The 22,715-nt window shown below is 74.8% G+C and carries 12 protein-coding genes; 6 read left to right on the forward strand and 6 right to left on the reverse strand.

Annotated features, from left to right (window positions below):
* Window positions 1-347 precede the first annotated feature (347 nt).
* Window positions 348-1,817 (reverse strand): M1 family metallopeptidase, encoded by a 1,470-nt coding sequence (locus ABZ495_RS09850; protein WP_359835306.1) that lies wholly within the window; start codon window positions 1,815-1,817, stop codon window positions 348-350.
* A 552-nt stretch (window positions 1,818-2,369) separates the two neighbouring features.
* Window positions 2,370-2,900 (reverse strand): GNAT family N-acetyltransferase, encoded by a 531-nt coding sequence (locus tag ABZ495_RS09855; RefSeq protein WP_359835138.1) that lies wholly within the window; start codon window positions 2,898-2,900, stop codon window positions 2,370-2,372.
* 210 nt (window positions 2,901-3,110) lie between these two features.
* Here ABZ495_RS09855 and ABZ495_RS09860 point away from each other — a divergent pair, with 210 nt between their 5' ends.
* Window positions 3,111-4,055: a polysaccharide deacetylase family protein gene (locus tag ABZ495_RS09860; protein WP_359835140.1), complete on the forward strand. Its 945-nt coding sequence runs from the start codon at window positions 3,111-3,113 to the stop codon at window positions 4,053-4,055.
* A 58-nt stretch (window positions 4,056-4,113) separates the two neighbouring features.
* Here the strand turns inward: ABZ495_RS09860 and ABZ495_RS09865 are convergent, their stop codons facing one another.
* A complete protein-coding gene (locus ABZ495_RS09865; protein WP_359835142.1) occupies window positions 4,114-4,551 on the reverse strand; it encodes a YchJ family metal-binding protein in 438 nt (145 codons plus the stop codon).
* A 619-nt stretch (window positions 4,552-5,170) separates the two neighbouring features.
* Between ABZ495_RS09865 and ABZ495_RS09870 the strand changes: the two genes are divergently transcribed.
* Together ABZ495_RS09870 and ABZ495_RS09875 are read left to right on the forward strand one after the other, a co-directional pair.
* Entirely contained in the window at window positions 5,171-10,120 is a 4,950-nt protein-coding gene (locus tag ABZ495_RS09870; protein WP_359835144.1) for an amino acid adenylation domain-containing protein, read from the forward strand.
* Window positions 10,117-15,687: an amino acid adenylation domain-containing protein gene (locus ABZ495_RS09875; RefSeq protein WP_359835146.1), complete on the forward strand. Its 5,571-nt coding sequence runs from the start codon at window positions 10,117-10,119 to the stop codon at window positions 15,685-15,687. The genes ABZ495_RS09870 and ABZ495_RS09875 overlap by 4 nt, the downstream gene beginning before the upstream one ends.
* Before the next feature lie 55 nt (window positions 15,688-15,742).
* Here the strand turns inward: ABZ495_RS09875 and ABZ495_RS09880 are convergent, their stop codons facing one another.
* A complete protein-coding gene (locus tag ABZ495_RS09880; protein WP_359835147.1) occupies window positions 15,743-16,399 on the reverse strand; it encodes an NAD(P)-binding domain-containing protein in 657 nt (218 codons plus the stop codon).
* A 175-nt stretch (window positions 16,400-16,574) separates the two neighbouring features.
* On the opposite strand from ABZ495_RS09880, the gene ABZ495_RS09885 reads away from it, so the two are divergent.
* Entirely contained in the window at window positions 16,575-18,167 is a 1,593-nt protein-coding gene (locus ABZ495_RS09885) for a PQQ-binding-like beta-propeller repeat protein (RefSeq protein WP_359835149.1), read from the forward strand.
* Between the two features lie 212 nt (window positions 18,168-18,379).
* Here ABZ495_RS09885 and ABZ495_RS09890 read toward each other — a convergent pair whose 3' ends face one another.
* Entirely contained in the window at window positions 18,380-18,799 is a 420-nt protein-coding gene (locus tag ABZ495_RS09890; RefSeq protein WP_359835151.1) for a hypothetical protein, read from the reverse strand.
* 422 nt (window positions 18,800-19,221) lie between these two features.
* On the opposite strand from ABZ495_RS09890, the gene ABZ495_RS09895 reads away from it, so the two are divergent.
* Window positions 19,222-19,626: a cytochrome C oxidase subunit I gene (locus ABZ495_RS09895; protein WP_359804477.1), complete on the forward strand. Its 405-nt coding sequence runs from the start codon at window positions 19,222-19,224 to the stop codon at window positions 19,624-19,626.
* 103 nt (window positions 19,627-19,729) lie between these two features.
* On the opposite strand, the gene ABZ495_RS09900 is transcribed toward ABZ495_RS09895, so the two are convergent.
* Entirely contained in the window at window positions 19,730-21,382 is a 1,653-nt protein-coding gene (locus ABZ495_RS09900; RefSeq protein WP_329485946.1) for a cytochrome bc complex cytochrome b subunit, read from the reverse strand.
* A gap of 375 nt (window positions 21,383-21,757) precedes the next feature.
* Between ABZ495_RS09900 and ABZ495_RS09905 the strand changes: the two genes are divergently transcribed.
* Window positions 21,758-22,165, forward strand: coding sequence for a hypothetical protein (locus ABZ495_RS09905; protein WP_359835152.1), 408 nt, complete (start codon window positions 21,758-21,760; stop codon window positions 22,163-22,165).
* The last annotated feature ends 550 nt before the right edge of the window (window positions 22,166-22,715 follow it).

A 22,715-nucleotide genomic window follows, 5' to 3' on the forward strand; every position in this document is an offset into this window, starting at 1 on the left:
CCTGCCGGAAGGGCACATTTTCCAGCAGTGCGTCGCGGACCGGCGCCGCGGCCCCCGCCGGGCGTCACGGGCGGGGCCTCGGCATCGTCCGGAGCGGGCCGGCGGGGCCGGCCGGCGCGCGGACCTTGGACGGCCCGCGAGCCGGCCGGAACTCGGCCGGGCGGCGGGCGGGCCGTGTGACCACGATGCGCCCGCGGACCCCCGTCGTACAGGGCGCGCGATGGGCGCCCGAGCGCACCGGACCGGCGCGCTCCGGCGTACGGCGGGGCCGTGGCGACGGTGGCCGGCCGGGGGCGGGGAGGGGCCCGCCGCACCGGGTGGGGCCGGCACCCCGGAGGGGAGCCGGCTCAGAGCGTCCCGCTGCCGCGCGGCGCCGGGGCGGACCGGTCGGCCGCGCGGTCGGTCGGCGTGACCGGCGTGACGGTCCAGTCCGGGTGGCCCGGCATGGCCGGGGTCCGGTCGCCGTAGAGCCACTCGGTGAGGAAGGCGGTGAGGTCCTGGCCGGACACCTCCGAGGCGGTCCGGATGTAGTCCGCGGTGGTGGCCGTGCCGTCCCGGTGCCGGCGGAGGAACGTCCGCTCGATCCGGTCGAAGGCGGCCGCCCCGACCCGCTCGCGCAGGGCGAACAGCACCAGGGCCCCGCCGGTGTACCGCTGGCTGTCGAAGAGGTCGGCGGCGGTCGGCGAGGCGACCGGCCCGGAGTCGCGGCGCCACTGGTCGCCCTTGGCGTACACGTCGCGCATCCGGTCGGTGAGGGTGGCGAAGCCGCCCGAGTCCGGCCAGCCGCGCTCGTAGCGGTACATCAGGCCGTAGAAGTCGGCGTGGCCCTCGTTCAGCCAGAGGTCCGCCCAGGTGCGCGGCGAGACGCTGTCGCCGAACCACGAGTGCACCAGCTCGTGCATCATGTGCGAGCCGATCAGGGGCTCGGGCTGGCGCAGGAAGTTCGGCTTGTAGAGGGTGAGGGTCTGCGTCTCCAGCCCGGTGAAGCCGAAGGCCGCCGGGTCGTCGGTGTTGGCGGGCAGCAGCCCGTACGTCTCGAACGGGAAGGCCCCGAGGTGCTGCTCGGCCCAGGCCAGCTGGCCCGGGGTGAGCGCGAGGGCGGGCTCCAGATCGGCGGCGCGCGCGGTCGGGACGACGTCCCGCAGCGGCAGCCCGCCCGGGCCGGTGCGCTCGCGCACCGTGTAGTCGCCGACCGACACCTGCACCAGCTCGGTGGCCATCGGCTCGCGCGAGACGTACCGGCGGGTGGTCTGCCCGCCGTCGCGCCGCTCGGTCGTCGTGAGCCGGCCGTTGGCCACCCCGTACAGGGCGTCCGGCGCGGTGACGGCGACGGTGAAGCGGGCCTTGTCGCTCGGGTGGTCGTTGCACGGGAACACGGTGTGCGCGCCGTCCGGCTGACCGGCCACCGCGAAGCCGTCGGGGGTGGGGACCCAGCCGGTGTGCGGCAGCTTCGCGGCGGGGTCGGCCGAGTAGTCGACCGTCACCCGGAGCGTGGCGTCGCGGCGCACCGGACGGGCCGGGACGACGGTCAGCTTCTCGTCGTGCGCGCGGAACGCGGCCGGCCGGCCGTCGACCCGGACGGCGTGCACGTCCAGGCCGAGCGCGTCCAGCTCCAGGCTGGGCAGGGCGGTGAGCGCCCGCGCCGTCACCACGGCGGTGCCGTCGACGGTGCGGCTGTCGGGGCGGTAGCGGAGGTCGAGGTCGTAGCCCTGCACGTCGTAGCCGGCGTTCCCGAGCTGGGGGAAGACCGGGTCACCGACGCCGGCGACCGGAGCGTCCGCCGCGGCCGCGCCGGGCGGCACCGCGGCGCCGAGCACCGCCGTCGCGAGTGCCAGGGCGATGACGAGGCTGGAGCGCGGCCTGGCCAGGGTGATCACCGCTTTCGTGTCGTGTCCCGGAGTACGGCGGCGAGGTCCGCCGGTGCCGCAGGGCGACCTTTCGAGCACGGATCGTAGCGGATCGTAGCGGATCGGTCGGACGGTCCGGGAGGCCGCGCGACACGCGGCATCCCCCGGACGGCCCACCGCGGTAGCCGAGTGGCTGCGGACTGTCATAGCGTTCGAAGTGCTCCGCCCCCTGACGGACGGGGCCACGGCCGTCGGAGTACCTGGCCAGGTCCGGCGGCCGTTCTTCATGCTCTCACCCCCGCCCGCCACGCGACTCCTGGGCGGGGGCGGGAGCTGGGGACGGGAAACCGCCCCGCCGAGCCCCCTCGCCGCGAGCCGTCGCCCCGCGCGAGCCGCGGGGCGCGACGAATCTCCGGTGCGGATGCGCCGCCCGGGCTGGACTTCGGGGCCGCCGCGCGTGCTGCTCCCTGCAGCCCCGGCCCCGCCGGTCGGTCCGGTGGGGCGCGACCGGCGTCAACCGCCTTACCCCTGCTGCTCGGTGAGGTCCTTGCCGTACCAGACCTCGGCGTACGCCCCGCTGGTGTACGCCGGGATCTCGCGGTACCCGTGCCGGGTGTAGAGCGCCCGGGCCTCGACGAGGTCGAGCCGGGTGTCGAGCACGACGCGCTCGGCGCCGAGCGCTCGGGCGCCCTCGTCCACGGCGGCGAGCAGGAGCCCGCCGCCGCCGGTGCCGCGGGCCGCGTGCCGGACGAAGACCCTGGTCAGCTCCACCGTGCGGTCGTCGAGCACCCGCAGGCCGGCGCAGGCCTGCGCGGCCCCGCCGAGGCGGCCGAGCAGGAAGAGGCCGGTCGGCTCCGCGAGGTCGTCGCTGGGGGAGTCGGCCAGGCCGGTCTCGATCTCCTCGGGCGTGCCGTCCCGGCCCAGGTGCAGCCGGTAGTACCGGTTGGCGACGTCGATGTAGTACGCGCGCAGCAGTTCCTGCGCCTCCTCGGAGTTCACATCGGCCCGTTCGATGGCCCAGCGGTCGTTCGTGCGCGGGGTGGTGGTGGTCATGCGCCGGATTATCGGCGTCGCACGGTGCCCGGCGCGAACGGTTATCCGGGCTGGACGGCCCGGTGACCTGCGCGGACCGGTGTTGCGCCGGGTGGGTGACGGTGGGATTGGCCGGTGGGCGTGGCGGGGGAGCAGTGCTCCATGGACACACCATCAGATCATCGTATTAATGGAGGGTTGAGGGGGAGTCGCCGAGCCGGAACCGGCCTCGTGGCGGCGGTCTGCCTGGCGGCGGTGACCGCCGGCTGCGCCGTGCCGACCGGACACCAGGCGCCGTCCTCGCGGGCCGGTCTGAGCGCCGCCCCCGCCCCGGCCGACCCGGCCGCCACCTCCACCGCCGAGCGGGGCGGACCCCGGCCGCCGGCCGTGCCGCTGGCGCTGCCCGGCCTGGCCCGGGCGGAGGAGGAGACCAGCGGCGAGGCGGTGGCGCGCCGGGAGACGGCCGTCCGCGAGGCGCTGGAGACCGCGCGGCGCTGGGGGGTGGACCGGCTGCCGCTGCGGGCGCCCCGGCCACCGGTGTCCAAGCCGGAGCTGAAGCCGGTGCAGGGGGTGCGGCTCCAGGACGGGCGGCCGCCGGTGGTGTACCGCGTCCCGACCGACGAGAAGATCGTCTTCCTGACCGTCGACGACGGCGCGGAGAAGGACCCGGAGTTCTCCCGGATGGCGGCGGAGCTCGGAATCCCGCTCAGCACCTTCGTCGCCGACTACCTCGCGCGCGCCGACTACGGCTACTTCCGCGACCTCGCCGCCCAGGGCGACGCGGTGAACAACCACACCATCAACCACCGCAACCTCAAGGTACTCGGCTACGACGTGCAGCGGGACGAGATCTGCCGCCAGCAGGACCAGTTGGAGGGGCAGATCGGCACCCGGCCCCGGCTGTTCCGGCCTCCGTACGGCGAGTACAACGACGACACCCTGCGGGCCGCCGCCTCCTGCGGCATCGAGGCGGTGCCGCTCTGGAACGAGGAGGCCTTCCCCGACCACATGGAGTACCGCTACGACGACCAGCGGCTGCACGCGGGAGACATCATCCTCACCCACTTCCGGGGCACCGACCTGTGGCCGGGCACCATGCCCGACCTGCTCCGCAAGGTCGTGAACGACGTCACCGCGCAGGGCTTCGCCCTCGCCCGGCTGGACGACTACCTGTAGCCGCCGCCGGGGAGCCGACGGCGGCCCCCGGCCCGGCCCGGCCCGGTCCGGGGGCCGGTCAGTCCACCGAGAGGGCGTCCAGGTACACCCAGGCGCCCTCGTACCGGACGAAGCGGCTGTGCTCGGTCAGGATCCCCTGGTCGCGGCCCTCGGTGTAGTGGGCGCGGAAGGCGACGGTGCCCTCGGCGTGGAAGCGGCCGCCGTCGGTGGTGGAGAGCACCTCCAGCCCGGTCCAGCGCAGCGTGGGATCGACGTCGATCGCGTCCGGCCGGGTGTCGGGGTGCCAGGAGCGGAGCAGGTACGCCTCGTCGTGGGCGGCGAAGGCGCTGAAGCGCGAGCGCATCAGCGCCTCGGCGGTCGGCGCGGCGGCCAGGCCCCGGTGGTAGCGGCCGCAGCAGTCGCCGTACGCGGCGGACAGGCCGCAGGGGCAGGGCGAGGAGGGCAGCAGACGGGGTGCGGGGGTGGCGGCGCGGGGCGCGGAGCGGCGTCGGGACATGGCGTCCATTCTCACCCCTCGCGGGGCCGCCGCCGCCCCGGCCCTGCACCCGGGCGCCGGGCCGGGTGAAGGGGTGGGTGCCGGTCGGGTGCCGGGCCGGGTGTCTGGACGGGGCCGGGCCGCCCCGATCCGCCGGAATCCGGGCGAAGGGGCGGACCCGCTGCGGACATGTGCGTACCGCGTGAAGGCGGGCCGGATCGCGCGGTCGCGCGGCGGTGGTGCGGCCGGCCGCGTACGGCGGGCGCCGACGAGGGGGTCGTGAGCCTTCGGGGGCGGTCGGCTGACGCTGCTTCAGGCACCGAAATGACGGGTTCAGGTCAAGACATCCGAGGTCGAAGGCCCTTTGCCGCCCCGGAGCTGATGCTCCGTCGGCTACTGGGGAGACCGTATCGGCACCGCGCGCGGATGTCACGGGCTTCGGCAGCCGGTAGGAATCGTCGACGAACCGTCACGTACTCGTACCGCTCCGTGGTGATGGGCAGGTGATCTTTCCGGCATATCGAACGAGTGATGGAGATGTGCTGGTCATCCGGAGACCGTTACCCCACCATCTCCCAGGGCACACCGCCCATTTCCAGCCGACCACAAGTCGGCGCAGGGCCATCCCTCAGGAGAGTTGATGAGTTCGACGGGACTTCCTCCACTGGCTCCACCGGACCCGACGGCCTCGCTGGCCGATCTGGTCGACGCACAGGTCGGCCGGACACCCGGGGCGACGGCGGTGATCGACGGCGACCGGCGGCTGACCTACCGCGAGCTGGCCGCCGCCGTCGACGCGATGGCCGGCCGCCTGGCCGCCGCAGGAGTACGCGCCGAAACCCTGGTGGCGGTCTGCCTGCCGCGCACGGCGGACCTCGTGATCGCCCTGCTGGCGGTCCTGCGGGCCGGCGGCGCCTACGTGCCGCTCGACCCGGCCTACCCGCGGGACCGGCTGGAGCTGGTGATCGGCGACGCGCAGGCGCCCGTGGTCCTCACCGACCGCGCCCACGAGCACCTGCTGGCCGGCGTCGGCGCGACCCTGCTGTACACCGACGCCGAGAGCCCCCGCGCACCGCTCGCCCCGGGCGGCGGCGCCGACTCCCTCGCCTACGTCCTCTACACCTCCGGCTCCACCGGCCGGCCCAAGGGCGTCGCGGTCACCCAGCGGGGCGTCAACGCGATGCTCCGCTGGGCCGCCCGGACCTACGGGCCGGCCGATGTCGCGGGGGTGCTGTTCGGCACCTCGGTCTGCTTCGACATCTCGGTCTACGAGCTGTTCTTCCCGCTCGCCGTCGGCGGCACGGTCGTGGTGGCGGAGAACGTCCTCGCCCTGCCCGAGCTGCCGGCCCGCGACGAGGTGACCCTGGTCAACACCGTGCCGAGCGCCATGGCGGCGCTGCTGCGCGGTGGCGCCCTTCCCGGCGGCAGGGGCCTGCCGGGCGGCGTCCGCGTGGTCAACCTGGCGGGCGAGGCGCTGCCGCGCCGGCTGGCCGACCAGGTCTACGGCGAACCGCGGGTCGAGCGGGTCTACAACCTCTACGGGCCCACCGAGGACACCGTCTACTCCACCTGGTCGCTGGTCGACCGGGGCGGCAGTGAGGAGCCGCTGATCGGCCGCCCGCTGCCCGGCACCACCGGCCACGTGCTCGACGAACGGCGGAGCGCCGTACCGGACGGCGGCATCGGTGAGCTTTACCTCTCCGGCGAGGGCCTCGCCCGCGGCTACCACGGCCGCCCGGACCTCACCGAGGAGCGCTTCGTCACCGTCGACGGCGAGCGCTGCTACCGCACCGGGGACCTGGTGCGCCGCCTGCCGGGCGGGGAGCTGGAGTACCACGGCCGGGTCGACCACCAGGTGAAGGTACGCGGCTTCCGCGTCGAGCTGGGCGAGATCGAGGCGGTGCTCGCGACCCACCCCGCCGTCGAGGCCGCCGCCGCCGTGGTCCAGCGGGACGAGGCCGGCGACTACCTCGCCGCCTTCGTCCAGCCCGGGCCCGGCGTCGCCGACCCCACCGCGGCCGAGCTGCGCGCGCACTGCGCCGCGGCGCTGCCCGGCTACATGGTGCCGCTGGCCGTCGGCGTGCTGGCGCGGCTGCCGCTGACCCCCAACGGCAAGACCGACCGCAGGGCGCTCCCGCCGGTCGCCCGGAGCCGGGGCGACCAGGAGCTGTTCGTCGCGCCCCGCACCCCGGTCGAGACCGGGATCGCCGAGCTCTGGCAGCAACTGCTCGGCGTCCCGCGGGTCGGCGTGCACGACGTCTTCCTCGACCTCGGCGGGCACTCGCTGCTCGCCGCCGGACTGCTCGCCCGGATCGAGCGCGCCTACGGCACCCGCGTCCCGCTGGCCGAGTTCTTCGCCGCGCCGACCGTCGCCGCGCTCGCCGTCCGGGTCGCCAAGGGGGGCGGCGGCCGTCCGTCCGTCGCCCCGCCCGTGCGGGAGGCCGCGCTGCCCGCCCGCCCCACCGGCTTCCAGCGCGAGCTCTGGCTGCACGAGTCGCTGGAGCCCGGCAGTCCGCTCTACAACGTGCCGCTGCGCTTCCGCGCCGTCGGCACCCTGGACCGGTCCGCCCTCGGCCGGGCGCTGAGCGAGGTGGTCCGCCGGCACGAGGTGCTGCGCACCGCGTTCGCCGACCGCGACGGCGAGGTGACCGCGGAGATCCGCCCGCCGTACCCCGTCGACGTGCCGCTGCTCGACCTCGCCGGCGCCGGTGAGGAGGAGCTGGACGCCGCGCTGCGCGCCGAGGCCGCCCGGGCGCTGGACCTCGCCGGGGGGCAGCTGCTGCGCGCCCTCGCCCTGCGCACCGGGACCGACCGGCACGAGCTGCTGATCACCGTCCACCACGCCGCGATGGACGGCTGGGCCGCCGGGCTGCTGCTGGCCGAACTCGGCCGCGCCTACCAGGGCGGGGAACTCGCCGAGCCTCAGCTGCAGTTCTCCGACATCGCCCGCTGGGAGGAGCGCGCCCACGCGGCCGCCCGCGACGGTGCGCTGCGCTGGGGCGACGGGCTGTTCGGCCTCGACGCCGACCAGCACCTGCCCGGCGACCGCCCGCACCCCAACCCGTACGACACCGCCGGCCGCCGGATCGCCCGCCGGCTCGACACCGAGCTGATCCGGGCCACCGAGCGCTGGGCCGCGCAGGAGGGCGCCAGCCTCTACATGGCCGTGCTGGCCGCGCTCGGCGGCGTGCTGCACCGCTACAGCGGCCGCACGGACCTCGCGGTGCTCAGCCCGTTCGCGGTCCGTCCGGTGCCCGAGCTGGAGCAGGTGCTCGGCTCGCTGATCAACACCGTCGCGCTCCGCTTCGACGCGGCCGGCACCGACACCTTCCGCCAACTGGTCGCGCGCGTGCGTCCGGTGGTGCTGGAGGCCGCCGAGCACAGCGGCTACCCGTTCCTGGAGCACGTCCGCCGGGTCGGCGGCTCCGCCGGGCTGACCGCCTCCCCGATCGCCCAGGTCCTGCTCGCGGTCCAGAACCACCCGGTGGCCGGCCTCGAACTCCCCGGCCTCAGCCTGCAGTTCGTCGCCGAGGTGTGCAACGGCACGGCCAAGACCGACCTGTCGCTGTTCCTGGAGTTCCCGGCCGAGGGCCCGCTGCTCTCCGCCGAGTACCGCACCTCGCGCTACGACGAGCGGTCCGTCCGGGCCGCGCTGGACCACCTGGTGGCCCTGCTGGCCGCCGCCGTCGCCGAACCGGACCGCCCGCTCGGCGAGCTGGCGATGCTCCCGGCCACCGGGCCGGACGCCGTGGAGCCCGCCGAGGGCCCGGCGGCGGCGCTGCCCGACCTCCGTCTGCACGAGCTGGTCGCCGCCCAGGCCGCCCGCACCCCGGAGGCGGTGGCCGTCTCCGCCGACGACGGCGTCCTCGACTACGCCGGACTCGACGCCACCGCGGGCCGGCTGGCCCATCTGCTGGCCGGGCACGAGGCCGGCCCCGGCACCCTGGTGGCGGTCGCCGTCCGGCGCGGCCGGCTGCTGCCCGCCGCCCTGCTCGGCGTGCTGCGCAGCGGCGCCGCCTACCTGCCGCTCGACATCGACCAGCCGCTCGCCCGCAACCGGGCGGTGCTCGACGACGCCGGTGTCACCCTGCTGGTCGCCGAACGGTCCACCGCCGGGGACGCGCTGCTCGACGGGCGGACCGTCGTCCTGGTCGACGGCCCGCAGGCGGCCGCCGCACCGGAGCTGCCGGCCGTCCCGGTCGGGCCGGAGGACCGCGCCTACCTGCTCTACACCTCCGGCTCCACCGGCACGCCCAAGGGCGTGGCCGTCCCGCACCGCGCGATCGTCAACTTCCTCACCTCGATGGGCCGCGAACCCGGCCTCACCGCGAGCGACGTGATGGCCGCCGTCACCACCGTGACCTTCGACATCGCCGGCCTGGAGCTGTGGCTGCCCCTGGTCACCGGCGCCCGGGTGGAGATCGCCGACCGCGCCACCGCCACCGACGGCCGTGCGCTGGCCGACTGGCTGGAGCGGCGCGCGGTCACCCACCTCCAGGCGACCCCGGCCACCTGGCGGCTGCTGCTGGAGGCCGACTGGCCGGGCAGACCCGGGCTGACCGCGCTCTGCGGCGGCGAGGCGCTCACCGCAGACCTCGCCGAGGCCCTGCTGAAGCGCACCGGCGCGCTCTGGAACCTCTACGGCCCCACCGAGACCACCGTCTGGTCCACCATCCAGCGGGTCACGCCCGAACTCGTCGCCCACGGAGGAGTGGTGGCGCTCGGCGCGCCCGTCGCCAACACCCGGCTGCACCTGCTCGACACGGCCGGGCGGCCCGTCCCGGTCAACGGCATCGGCGAGCTCTGCATCGCCGGCGACGGTGTCGCGCTCGGCTACCACGGCCGCCCGGACCTCACCGCCGAGCGGTTCGTCCCCGAGCCCGGCCGCCCCGGGGGCGCGCCGATGTACCGCACCGGCGACCTCGCCTGCCGCCGGGCGGACGGCCGGCTGGAGTACCACGGCCGCACCGACGCCCAGGTCAAGCTGCGCGGCTTCCGGATCGAACTCGGCGAGATCGAGGCCGCGCTGACCGCCGTCCCCGGTGTCACCGCCGGCGCCGCCCGGCTGGCCGACGGCCCGGCCGGTCCCGTCCTCGCCGGGTACGCCGTCACCGACGGCACCGTCGGGGAGGACGCGCTGCGCACCGCGCTCGGCGCCCGGCTGCCCGACTACATGGTGCCCGCCGCGCTCGTCCTGCTCGACCGGCTGCCGCTGACCCCCAGCGGCAAGATCGACCGGGCCGCGCTGCCGGTGCCGCCCTCCGGCGGTGCCGGTGCCCCGCCGGAGGGCGACTGCGAGGAACTGCTGGCCGACCTCTGGCAGGAGGTCCTCGGCGTCGAGCGGGTCTCCCGGCACGACGACTTCTTCTCGCTCGGCGGCCACTCGCTGCTCGCCACCCGCATGGCCGCCCGGGTCCGCGACACCTTCGAGATCGACCTGCCGCTGCGCAGCGTCTTCGAGTCCCGCACCCTGGCCGCGATGGCCCGCCGCATAGAGGAGCGACTGCTCGACGAGATCGACGGCATGGACGGCATGGACGGCTTGGGCGCCGAGGACGGCATCGGCGCACTGACGGGGGAGACGGTATGAGCGACCAGCACACCACCGGCGACCGGCCGGACCGGGAGGCGAGACGCCAGGAGCTGCTCCGCCGTCGGCTCGCCGCGGCCAAGGCCGCGAAGGCCGCCCGGGACGCCGGCACCGCCGAGCCCGCCCGCCGGGGCATCGCGCCCCGCCCCGAGGGCACCCCGGCCCCGCTCTCCTCGGCCCAGCGCCGGATGTGGTTCCTCGCCCAGTACGAGCCGGACAGCGCGGCCTACCACATCCCGCTCGCCCTCCACCTCACCGGCGAGCCGGACACCGCCGCACTGGCCGCCGCGCTCACCGACGTCCTCGACCGGCACGAGGTGCTGCGCACCGTCTACCCGACCGTCGACGGCGAGGTCCGGCCGCGGCCGCTGACCGCCGCCCCGCTGATCCTCGCCACCGCCGACCTCCCCGCCGACGAGGTGGACGCCCGGCTGGAGGAGGACGCCCGCCGCCCGTTCGACCTCGCGGCGGACCTGCCGGTCCGGGCCACCCTGCTGCGCACCGCCGAGGGCGCGGTGCTGAGCCTGGTGCTGCACCACATCGCCGCCGACGGCTGGTCGATCGGCGTGTTCTTCGCCGACCTCGCCACCGCCTACGGCGCCCGCCGGGAGGGCCGCGCACCGGCCTTCGAGCCGCTGCCCCTCCAGTACGCCGACGTGGCGTACTGGCAGCAGACCGAGCTGGCCGACGAGCTGGCCCGCCAGCAGGCCTGGTGGCAGGAGCGCCTGCGCGGCGCCACCGCCACCGTCACCGTGCCCACCGACCGCCCGCGTCCCGCGGTGGCCGGCACCGACGGCCGGCGGATCACCGTCGAGTTCGGCGCCGAGCGCACCCGCCGCATCCGGGCGCTCGCCGAGCAGACCGGTGGCACCGTCTACATGGTGCTGCTCGCCGCCCTGCAGACCGTGCTGTCCCGCTACACCGGCGCGCAGGACGTCGTGGTCGGCACGCCGGTCGCCGGGCGCACCCGCAGCGAGACGGAGCCGCTGGTCGGCTGCTTCGTCAACACCCTGGCGATGCGCACCGACCTCTCCGGCGACCCGAGCGTCCGGCAGTTGCTGGCGCGGGTCCGCGAAGGCACCCTGGGCGCCTTCGGCCACCAGGACCTGCCGTTCGAGCGGCTGGTCGACTCCCTCGGCCTGGAACGCGAACTCGCCCACACCCCGCTCTTCCAGGTCATGCTCAACGTCCACAACCAGGACCGGGCGGACCTCGACCTGCCCGGGCTGCGGGCCGACTGGCGGCCGATCGGCACCGACACCGCGAAGTTCGACCTCTCGGCCGCCGTCGTCGACCACGGCGGAGAGCTCTGCGCCGACCTGGTCTGGCGCGCCGAGCTGTACGACGAGCCGACCGTACGACGGGTCTTCGGCCATCTCAGCACCGTGCTCGACGCGATGGCCGAGGCCCCCGACCGGCCGCTCGCCGAGCTGCCGCTGCTCACCCCCTCCGAGCAGCGCCGGCTGGCCGAGTGGGACGGAGCCCCGCGCGACTGGGACCTCGGAGCCACCCTGCACGGCCTGGTCGAGGAGCAGGCCCGCCGCACCCCCGGCGCGCCCGCCGTCCGGGGCGCCGACGGCGTCCTCGACTACGCCGAACTGGACAACCGCGCCAACGCGTTGGCCCACCGGCTGCGCGCGCTCGGGGTCGGTCCGGACCGTCCGGTCGGGCTGCTGGTCGAGCGCTCGGCCGCGCTGGTCGTCGGCATGCTCGGCATTCTCAAGGCCGGCGGCGCCTACCTGCCGCTCGACCCGGTCTACCCGGACGAGCGGATCCGGGCGCTGCTGGCGGCCGCCGGGGCCGCCGCCGTGGTCACCACCGACGACCTGGCCGGCCGGGTGGCCGGCACCCCGGTCGTCGTCCCGGAGCCGCTGGACGCCCCGGTGGCGCCGTGCCCGGCCCCCGAGGCCGGGGCCGGCCCGGAGAACCTCTGCTATCTGATCTTCACCTCCGGCTCCACCGGGGCGCCCAAGGGCGTCGCCGTCGAGCACCGCAACGTCCGCAACTACCTGCACGGGCTGCGCGAGCGGATCGGCGGCGACCAGCGGGGCTGGGACTGGGCCCTGGTCTCCACCTTCGCCGCCGACCTCGGCACCACCAACGTGTTCGGCGCGCTCACCGGCGGCGGCTGCCTGCACCTTCTCACCCGTGACCAGGCCACCGATCCGGACGCCTTCGCGGCCTACACGGCCGTCCACCGGATCGACGCGATGAAGCTCGTCCCCAGCCACCTGGAGGGCCTCGCGGCCCACGGCGCCGGGCTCGCCGGGATCCTCCCCGGCCGGCTGCTGATCTGCGCCGGCGAGGCCCTGCGGCCCGACCTGGTGGCCCGGATCCGGGCCGCCCGCCCGGACCTGCTGCTGCACAACCACTACGGCCCGACCGAGACCACGGTGTCGATGCTCGGCGCCGCCGTCCCGGCCGACCTCGGGGACGCCGCCACCGCGCCGCTCGGCCTGCCGTTCGGCAACGTCGGCGCCCACGTCCTGGACGCCCGGCGGCGCCCGGTGCCGATCGGCGTCCCCGGCGAGCTGTACGTCTCCGGCGCCGGCGTGGCCCGCGGCTACCTCGGCCGGGACGACCTCACCGCCGAGCGGTTCGTCCGGGTCGACGGCCGCCGGAGCTACCGCACCGGAGACCTGGTCCGCCGCCGGGAGGACGGCGCCGTCGAGTTCCTCGGCCGGATCGACCACCAGGTGAAGATCCGCGGCTTCCGGGTCGAGATCGGCGAGGTGGAGGCCGAACTCACCGGCCGCCCCGAGGTGCGCGAGGCCGTGGTCGTGGCGCGCGGCGAGGGCGCCGCCCGCACCCTCGTCGGCTACCTGGTGCCCGCCCACCCGGCGGCCGCCCCCGACCCGGCCGCCCTGCGCGCGGCGCTGCGCACCCGGCTGCCGGACTACATGGTGCCCGCCGCCCTGGTCGTGCTGGACGCCCTGCCGCTGAACGCCAACGGCAAGGTCGACCGGGCCGCGCTGCCCGAGCCGGCCGCCGCCCGCCCGGCCGAGGGCGGGGGCGCGTTGTCCTCCGCCACCGAGCACGAGGTGGCCGCCGCCTACCGCACCGTGCTGGCCGTCGACGAACCCGGCCCGGCGGACGACTTCTTCGCGCTCGGCGGCGACTCCTTCTCCGCGGTGCACGCCGTCCGCCTGATCGGCCGGGGCCTCTCGGTGATCGACCTGTTCCAGCACCCCACCGTCCGCGAACTCGCCGCGCTGCTCGACGCCCGGGCCGCCGGCACCGGGGACGAGGGACCGCGCACCCTGCTGCACCGGCTGACCCGCGGCACGGCGCCCGCCGAGGTGAGCGTGGTCTGCGTGCCGTACGGCGGCGGCAGTCCGATCACCTTCCAGCCGCTCGCGGACGCGCTGCCGGCCGGCCACCGGCTGTACGCCGTCGAGCTGCCCGGGCACGATCCGAGCAGGCCCGACGACGAGCTCGTCGAACTCGGCGCCCTGGCGGACCACCTGGTCGAGCAGATCACCGAGCGGATCGAGGGCCCGGTGCTGCTCTACGGCCATTGCCTCGGCGGTGCGCTCGCCACCGCGCTCGGCTCCCGGCTGGAGGCGGCCGGCGTCGACCTGCGCGGCGTCGCCCTCGGCGGGACCTTCCCGGCGGCCCGGCTGCCCGGCCGGTTCGCCGAGTGGATGGCCAAGCGGTTGCCCGGCGACCGGATGCTCTCCAACCGCTCCTACCTCGACTACCTGCGCGCCATGGGCGGCTTCACCGACGTCTACGACCAGGAGGAACAGGACTTCCTGGTACGGGCGTTGCGCCACGATGTCCGGCAGGCGGAGGACTTCTACACCCAGGCGTACGGGGACGCCCGCCCGGCCCGGATCGCGGCGCCGATCCTCTGCGTGGTGGGCGAGAAGGACCGCGCCACCCAGCTGTACGAGGAGCGGTACGCCGAGTGGGAGCACTTCGGCGAGGCTGTCGACCTGGCCGTCATCCCACGGGCCGGGCACTACTTCCTCAAGCACCAGGCCGACGAACTCGCCCGGGTGCTGACCGAGTTCACCGCCACCGGGGCGGTGGCCGAGCAGGTCGCGGCCAAGCGGCCGGCGGCCCGGGCCGAGCTCGGCACCTTCGCCAAGGTGGCGATCGGCCAGTTCGTCTCGATGATCGGCACCAGCCTCTCCACCTTCGCCCTCGGCGTCTGGGTCTACCAGCAGACCGGCTCGGCCTTCGACTTCGCGATGATCTCGGTGGTGGCGGTGCTGCCCGCCGTGCTGCTGCTGCCGATCGCGGGCGCGCTGGCCGACCGGATCGACCGCCGCAAGATCATGATCGTCACGGACACGGTGGCCGCGGCCGCGATGCTCTCGCTCGGTCTCCTGCTCTGGGCCGACCTCCTGGAGGTCTGGCACATCTATCTGGTGGCCTGCGTCGGGGCGGTCTGCTCGGCCTTCCAACGCCCGGCCTATCTGGCCGCGATCACCCAGCTGGTGCCCAAGCGCTACCTCGGACAGGCCAACGGCCTCGCCCAACTCGGCACCGGTGCGGGCGACATGATGGCCGTCCTGGCCGGTGGCGTGCTGGTCTCGCTGATCGGCCTGCACGGTGTGGTGCTCTTCGACATGGCGACCTTCCTGACCGGGGTCACCTGCCTGCTGCTGGTCCGCTTCCCGGACGCGCTGTTCGACCGGCAGGAGGAGCCGCTGCTGCGCGAGGTGGTCACCGGCTGGCGCTACATCGTGCGCCGGCACAGCCTGGTGGCGATGGTGGTCTTCTTCGTGGTCTTCAACTACCTGTTCGCCGTCGCGACGGTGCTGGTCACCCCGATGGTGCTGGCCGGCGGCTCGGCCGTGCAGCTGGGCGTGATCACCGCCGTCGGCGGCGTCGGCGCGCTGACGGGCGCGCTGGTGATGGCCCTGTGGGGCGGCACCAGGCGGCGCGCGGTCGGCATGATCGGCTTCACCTCGCTGGTCGGCGTGGCCGCCGTCGTCACCGGCTGCCGGCCGCAGGCGGCCATCACCGCCTGCGGGCTCTTCGGCCTCTGGGCGGCGTTGATGATCCTCAACTCGCACTGGATGGCGCTGATCCAGACCAAGGTCGGGATGGAGCTCCAGGGCCGGGTGCTGGCCACCAACCAGATGCTCGCGATGTCGATGATGCCGCTCGGCTTCCTCACCGCGGGGCCGCTCTCCGACCACGTCTTCGAGCCGCTGATGCGGCCGGGCGGCGCGCTCGCCGACTCCGTCGGCCTGGTGCTCGGCACCGGCCCGGGGCGCGGCGCGGGCCTGCTGCTCGTCGTGGTCGGCGCCGTCCTGGCGGTCTGGGGCCTGCTCGGCCTCGCCTACCGGCCGCTGCGGCTGATCGAGGACCTGCTGCCGGACGCCCTGCCGGACGCCGAGATCGGTGACAAGGACGCCATCCAGGCCGAGGCGGACCGCCTGCTGGCGCTCACCGAGGCGGCCCGCGTGGCCGGTACCGCTGCCCCGGCCGGCCCGGGCGCCGTCGCCCCGGCCGGGGTACGGATTCCCCGGCCGGCCCGGGGCACCCCGGAGCCGGTCGAGGACGCGCCCGAGAAGCGCGTACCCGCCGGAGCCGGACCGGGCTCCCGGTAGCGGCGTGCCCCGTCCCCCCGCGACCGGGGGGACGGGGCACGGGCCTCCCGGCGCGCTACCCGGCGCGCCTGATGGAGTAGTTGAACTCGGCCGTGCCGTAGGCCCGCATCAGGCGGAGCCAGAACGGCATCATCATCTCCATCGCCCGGGCGCCCGCGATGTCCCCGAGGTCGACGACCGACTCCGCCGGCCAGCCGAACTCGCCCAGCAGCGCGACCGTCTCGGCCTTCGCCCCCGCGTCGTTCCCGGCGACGAAGACGTTGTGCTCACCCGGGAGCCGCCCCGGGTCCACCATCAGCGGGGCGGTCAGGGTGTTGAGCGCCTTCACCACCCGGGCCTCCGGGAACTCCCGCTGGATCCGCTCGCCCACACTGTCGGTGTTCACCGGATCCAGCGTCACCTCGCCCTCGGCGGAGAAGACCAGCGGGTTGGAGATGTCCACCAGCAGCTTCCCGGCCAGCCGCTCGGCGCCCGCTGCCCGGAGCGCCTCCAGCGCGACCGTCCCGCCGGTGGCGTTCAGCACCACCTCGCCGAAGCCCGCCGCGTCGGCGAAGGTCCCGTGCCGCCCGTTCGGCCCCGCCTGCTCCGCCCAGGCGACGGCCGTCTCGTTGTCCTTGTTCCGGGAGCCCAGCGTCACCTCGTGGCCGAGCGCCACCAGTCTGTCCGCGAGCGTCCGCCCGACCGTCCCTGTGCCGATGACTGCGAACCGCACCGTGCCTCGCCCTCCGTCGTCGCGCGCCCCGTGACGCGTGCAGCGACGACGATAGATCACCGCGCCCCCGCCGGCGGGCGAATGACCGCCTTCGGCGGCGGCCGAGCCGCTCCGGGTGCGCCGACTGGACCACGCCCGCTGGTGGCCGTGCCGCCACCGCCGAAGCATGGGCGCCATGAACCGAACCAACAGACCGTACGCCCGGGCGGCCGCCCTGCTCACCGGCATCGCCCTGCTCGCCCCGGCAGCGGTCGCCCACGCGGACGTCACGACCGTCTCCGTCACCACCGAACGCACCGCCTGGGACCAGGCCGAACCGGGGCTCGCCCCCGGCGAGGTCGACGCCTCCGACTTCGGCATCCGCTTCAGCACCCCGCTCGACGGCCAGGTGTTCGCCCAGCCGCTGGTCATCGGCCCGACCGTGGTCGTCGCCACCGAGACCAACCACGTCTACGGCGTCGACGCGGCCACCGGGAGGGTCCGCTGGCACCGGTCGACGGGCGCCCCCTGGCGCTCCGCCGCGATCGGCTGCTCCGACCCCGGTCCCAACGTCGGCACCACCTCCACCCCCGTGTACGACCCGGCCACCGGCACCGTCTACCTGACCGGCAAGGTCGACGACGGCCCGGACGACCGGCACCCGCACTACTACGTGCACGCCATGGACGCGCAGACCGGTGCCGAGCGCAGCGGCTGGCCGGTGACCGTCCAGGGGGACCCGGTGAACGCGCCCGGCAAGCCGTTCAACGCCTACCGCTCGCTCCAGCGACCCGGACTGCTGCTCCTCGACGGGCGGCTCTACCTCGGCTTCGGCTCGCTCTGCGGCATCGGCGACTACATCGGCACCCTGGCCGGCCTCGACACCCGGACCCGCAAGCTCACCCTGTGGTCGACGGTGGCCGGCTCCGACACCCAGCGGGCCTCCATCTGGATGGCCGGCAGCGGGCCGGTCTCGGACGGACCCGGCCGGATCATCCTCACCACCGCCAACGGCCAGGGCGCCGGCGCCTCACCCGCGCGGGGCCCCGGCTCCAGTCCGCCCGGCGGCCTCGGCGAGTCGGTGATCCGCTTCGCCGTCGACGACGACGGCGGCTTCACCCCGCGGGACTTCTTCAGCCCCAGCAACAACGCGACCCTCGACAAGCGGGACACCGACCTCGGCTCCGGCGGCCCGGTCGCCCTGCCCGCCGCCCACTTCGGCACCCCCGCCCACCCCCGCCTGCTGGTCCAGGTCGGCAAGGACGGCCGGATCTTCCTGCTCGACCGGGACGACCTCGGCGGCATGGGCCAGGGCCCCGGCGGCACCGACCGCGCCGTCGGCATCACCGGCCCGCACGGCGGCGTCTGGGGCCACCCGGCGGTCTGGGGCGGCGACGGCGGCTACGTCTACACCGTCGAGAACTACGGCAGGCTGCGCGCCCTCGAGTACTCCGTCACCGCGGCCGGCGACCCGCGGCTGACCAGCGCCGGCACGAGCGCCGAGGACTTCCTCAAGATGTCCGGCTCACCCGTCGTCACCTCCGACGGCACCCGGTCCGGCTCCGCCCTGGTCTGGGTGATCTGGTCCGGCACCGGCCAGTACGGCGAGGGCGGCGAACTGCGCGCCTACGACCCCGTGCCGGTCGACGGCACGCTGAAGCTGCGCCGCTCCTTCCCGATCGGCACGGTCAGCAAGTTCTCGGTGCCGGCCACCGACAGGGGCCGGATCTACGTCGGGACCAAGGACCACCGCCTGGTCGCCCTCGGCCGGCCCTCGGCCTTCGCCTGACGCTCAGGTGCCCGGGTTGATGGTGGAGATCGCGGCGACCACCGACAGCAGCGCCGCCATCGGTGCCGGCGCCGCCCAGACCCGGGCCGGTCGCAGCAGGTACGCCATTGGCCACTGCACCACGAGCAGGGGGCACCAGCACGTCCGCCGCCTGCCGGGCGAGTACCGGCTCGACCGGCAGGCGGCGCCGGCGAGCGGCCGGGCGGCGGTCGTCACCCGTGCCGGCCGTCGGCCCCGCCGGGGCGCTCGGCCGGGCTCTGCCGGGGCCCGAAGTTGCTCTCCATGGTCCGGTTGGCGAGCGCCGGCGCCAGCGAGCTGAGGTTGAGCAGCAGGTCGAGGACGTCGTGCGCGTTGGCGGCGAGGCGCTGGGTCTGGTCGGCGGCGTCGCCGGTGGTGCTGCCGAGCAGACGGCTGCTGACGGCCTCGATCAGCTGGTGGGTGTTCTCCGAGACCCGGCGCCCCAGCCGGTCGAACTCCTCCTGGTCGACGTGGTGTTCGCCGGTCAGCCGGTCGCCGGCGGCCTCGGCGTCGGTCAACCCGGCGGACAGCTCGCGCTCCAGCACCGCGGCCGCCTCCATGACCGCCTGCGAGCCCTGCTCGCCCAACTCGTTGAACCGACCGGCATCGGGCATGGCTGACCTCCTGGTTCGGACCCCGGCGGGCCGGGGCAGGCCGGACCGGCGGTCGGGCAGAGCGCCGCCGTGATCGCTGATCGTACATGCCTGTGTGCGGAGCGTGTCCACCCGGTTTTCGGGGTGCGGGCGGGTGTGCCCGGGCGGGCCGCCGCTCCGGTCGTGCGGGCGTTCCGGGGGGCCGCCGTCGCACCGATCGGCCCAGCGCGGGCGGCCGGGCGGGCGCCCCGTGGTGCGGCCGGATCCGGCGAGTCGTCCCGCGGGCCGCCGTCGGTCACTGATAGTAGTTGCGTGGTTGCGGTGCGATCGACCGCCGGCTGCTGTCCTGGCCGGTGGAGCGTTCGGCCGGCCCAATCGACTGGTGCGCGCCGCTGCCGCAGTGCTGATCGCCGCGGTGCCCGGGTGCTGGACAAGGAGCGGTCATGGGTGGCAGAGAGCGCCCGCCGAGAGCGCGGACCCCTCGGCCGGGCAAGGGCGGCGGGCCGGCCCGGCCCCGGGTGGACGCACGGGTGGAGATCGCCCGGCTGGAGGGCTATCTGGCCTGGGAGGCCGAGGTGGCGGCGGCCGAGCGGGACGCCCAGGCGTTCGCGGGCCGGTTCCCCTGGCTGTCGCCCGCCGAACGGGAGGACCTCGAACGGGCCTACGCGGCCGACCGGTTGCGCTACGCCGAGGACGTCGTCGACCGGGCCGTGGAGCGGTGCCGCCAGCTGGCCGCGCGCTACCGCGGCGAGTGCCGGCGGATCTGCGCGCGCTGGGCGGCCGTCTGCCTCTCGGTGGCGCTCGCCGCGGCCCTGCTCGCGGTGGTGCCGGTCGCGCTGCGGGCCTGACCGGGGCGGCGGCCGCGCGCCGGAGCCCGCGGGGTGGCCGCACGCGACGGGCCCGCCACGCGCTGGACGGCGTGGCGGGCCCGGTCGTGCGGGGCGCGGGAGGTCAGTGGTGGCCGTGGCCGCTGGTGATCTCCTCGTGCTCCTGCGCGGTCGGCTTGGCGATCTGGCTGCCCCGGCCGAAGAAGCCGCGCGAGAGCTGGGCCCGGGTGCGGGTGAGCAGGCCGGCCCGGCGGACCACGCCGTTCTCGTCCACCTCGGCCGGCAGCTCCATCGGCTGCGGCTGCTCGTGCGAGGTGAGCGTGTACAGCCGCCCCTGCGGGAGCGGGGCGTGCACCTCGACGAACTCGCCGTGCTGCAGCCGGTTGATGACGCCGGTCTCGCGGCCGTGCAGCACCTTTTCCTTGTCGCGCCGCTGGAGGCCCAGGCACCAGCGCTTGGTGATCACGAAGACCACCACCGGGAGGACGAAGAAGCCGATCCGGACCGCGTTGGTGATGGCGTTGATCGACAGGTGGAAGTGGGTGGCGATGAGGTCGTTGCCGCCACCGATCAGCAGGATCACGTAGAGGCTGACCCAGGCGGCGCCGAAGCCGGTCCGCACGGGCGCGTTGCGCGGGCGGTCCGCGATGTGGTGCTCGCGCCGGTCGCCGGTGACCCAGGCCTCCAGGAACGGGTATGTCCAGATGGCGAAGAGCACCAGTGGGAAGATCATCAGAGGCACGAAGACGCCCATGTTGAGGGTGTGCCCCCAGAGGCCGATCTCCCAGCCCGGCATGATCCGGATCAGGCCCTCGGAGAAGCCCATGTACCAGTCGGGCTGGGCGTCCGTGGACACCTGGTCCGGCCGGTACGGGCCGTAGGCCCAGATCGGGTTGACGGTGGCGATCGCCGCCATCGCGCTGATGATGCCGAACACCAGGAAGAAGAAGCCGCCCGCCTTGGCCATGTAGACCGGCATCAGCGGCATGCCGACGACGTTCTCCTCCTTGCGGCCGGGCCCGGAGAACTGGGTGTGCTTGTGGTAGAAGACCAGGATCAGATGGGCCACCAGCAGGCCCAGCATGATCCCCGGGATCAGCAGGATGTGCACGGTGAACAGCCGGGGCACGATCACGAAGCCCGGGAACTGGCCGCCGTAGATGAAGAACTGCAGGTACGTGCCGACCAGCGGGACGGCCAGCACCGCGCCCTCCATGAACCGGATGCCGGTGCCGGAGAGCAGGTCGTCGGGCAGCGAGTAGCCCATGAAGCCGTCGAACATGCCGAGGAACAGCAGCAGTGCGCCGAAGATCCAGTTGATCTCGCGCGGCTTGCGGAACGCGCCGGTGAAGAAGACGCGCATCATGTGCACCAGCATCGCGGCGACGAACACGATCGCCGCCCAGTGGTGGATCTGCCGGATCAGCAGACCGCCGCGGATGTCGAAGCTGATGTCGACCGTCGAGGCGTACGCCTCGGACATCCGGATGCCCCGGAGCGGGATGTACGAGCCCTCGTACGTCACCTCGGCCATCGACGGCTGGAAGAACAGCGTCAGCCAGACGCCGGTCAGGATGATGATGATGAAGGTGTACAGGCAGATCTCGCCGAGCATGAAGGACCAGTGGTCCGGGAAGATCTTGCGCAGGTTGGCCTTGGACAGGGCGTAGATGCCGAGCCGGCCGTCGGCCCAGTCGGCGAGGGCCTCGGCCTTGTTCGCGGGCGCCGAGCGCGTGCTGGTGACCGGTCCCGGGCGCGACTGCTGGTGGGCTCTCACGACGGGCTCCCCGGCGTCCGCTGCGTACCGTCCGGGGAGCCCGCCTGCGGAGCTGCCGGCCGGCGGAGTGATGTGATCATGGGACCTCTCGATACGGGGCCGCCGGGGTCGCCGGCGCGCGGATCCGCCGACCCGCTGGCCCCGTTGCTCAAAGTGATGGAGCGCTTACTCTGTCATGCTGTCGGCAGGGGGCCGACTGTGCACGTCCATCGGCCCGGACGGCCGCTCGTGTCGGCCCGTCCGGGGGTGTTCGTGCCGCTGACCGGCCGCTTTCGGCCCGGGAATGGTGCGCTCGGGTGCTGTTGCCGGGGAGCCGAACCGTTTCGGCGCGCGCCGTGCGCGGGGAGGGTGCGGTCCCCGGCCTACGCTGCGCCAATGGTGGATCACCGGGAACTCTACGAGGACGTGACAGCGGCCCTGGCCCGTGCCGGGTTCGACACCGAACGGGGCCCCTCGGGGCCCTCGGGCCTGCGGATCGCGGAACTGCCCCAGGGCGTGCTGGTCGGCTGGTCGCCGGGCGCGGACCAGGACGCCGGGCAGGGCGCCGAGCCCGGCGGGGACGGCGCCGGCGGGCCGGGCGACGCCGCGCCGCCGCCCGGCGAGGGCATCCGTACGGCGATGACCGGGGCGGTCGCCGCAGTGCTCCGGGAGTCCGGCTACCGGGTGGCCGAGGCCGGGCCGGGTGAGCTGCTGGTGACGGCCGGCCCCCGGGCGCGGGAGGAGGCGGTGCGGTCCGGCGGTGCGCCGGAGGCGGCCGCCGTGCCGGAGCAGTGGTGGGGCTGAGCGGGCGGGGCCCCGGCGGACCCGGGCCCCGGGTGGTGGGTGCCGTCCGCCGGTAGGCAGTCCGCCGGTAGGCACCCCCTACGAGCACGTTCCCGAACATCGTGGACCCGTCGGACGATCACGTCCGGCGGGTCCACGGCGTTCCGGGGGTGCGCCGCGGCCGCCCCTCCTGTACCACGTTCGGGCGCCGACGGGCCCGCGCGGTGATTCCGGCCGCCGCCGACGGAACGTCAGATCCTCAAGCCTTCCGTCCTGTTGATCTAAGTCTTGAACGCACGAAGCACTTTGCTCTGTTCTTGTCAAGAGTGCAACGGTCAGGGGATCGGCGACCGGCCCTTTGGATTCACAGATCGATTCTCACGTTCGCACCAGGTGGTGAACATCGAAGCGAAACCATATGTCCGTTCTGTCATGTCCTGCCAGATTGATACTCGGAGGTTCCTCCAAGCTTCAATGACGAGTAGGCGTTCACGAAGATAACGAAAAGATCTGAATCGTGAGGGCTTGGATTTACTTATTGACGTCATATGCCGAAGACGGATTAACTCCT

It is taken from the genome of Kitasatospora sp. NPDC005748 (assembly GCF_040630735.1).
Lineage (GTDB): Bacteria > Actinomycetota > Actinomycetes > Streptomycetales > Streptomycetaceae > Kitasatospora.